The 432-nt window shown below is 42.8% G+C and carries 2 tRNA genes and 1 rRNA gene; all 3 read left to right on the top strand.

Annotated elements, in window-relative coordinates:
* Nucleotides 1-57 (top strand): 16S ribosomal RNA (locus H5S41_RS00535); the annotation flags it as partial.
* An 87-nt stretch (nt 58-144) separates the two neighbouring features.
* Nucleotides 145-219: transfer RNA gene (locus tag H5S41_RS00540), tRNA-Ile, on the top strand.
* Nucleotides 220-222: 3 nt separating this feature from the next.
* Nucleotides 223-295: transfer RNA gene (locus H5S41_RS00545), tRNA-Ala, on the top strand.
* Nucleotides 296-432 lie beyond the last annotated feature (137 nt).

Genomic DNA, 432 nt, shown 5'->3' on the forward strand with positions numbered 1-432 from the left:
GGGGTGAAGTCGTAACAAGGTAGCCGTAGGAGAACCTGCGGCTGGATCACCTCCTTTCTAAGGAATAAAACGGAACCTACACAACGGAGAAACTTTGTTTAGTTTTGAGGGGTTTACCTCTCAAAACCTATGAGACGCTTATTTGGGCCTATAGCTCAGCTGGTTTAGAGCGCACGCCTGATAAGCGTGAGGTCGATGGTTCAAGTCCATTTAGGCCCATATGGGGAATTAGCTCAGCTGGGAGAGCACCTGCTTTGCAAGCAGGAGGTCATCGGTTCGATTCCGTTATTCTCCATTGCCAATCGTAAGATTGGCAGAGCTTGTACTTTGAAAACTAAATACTATCTAATTTCTTTATTAACAAAACAATAAACCGAGAACACCGCGTTATTTGAGTTTTAATTAACGAATATAATCGCTAACTCAATTAAT

The sequence above is a fragment of the Limosilactobacillus albertensis genome (assembly GCF_014145555.1).
GTDB classification, from domain to species: Bacteria; Bacillota; Bacilli; order Lactobacillales; family Lactobacillaceae; genus Limosilactobacillus; species Limosilactobacillus albertensis.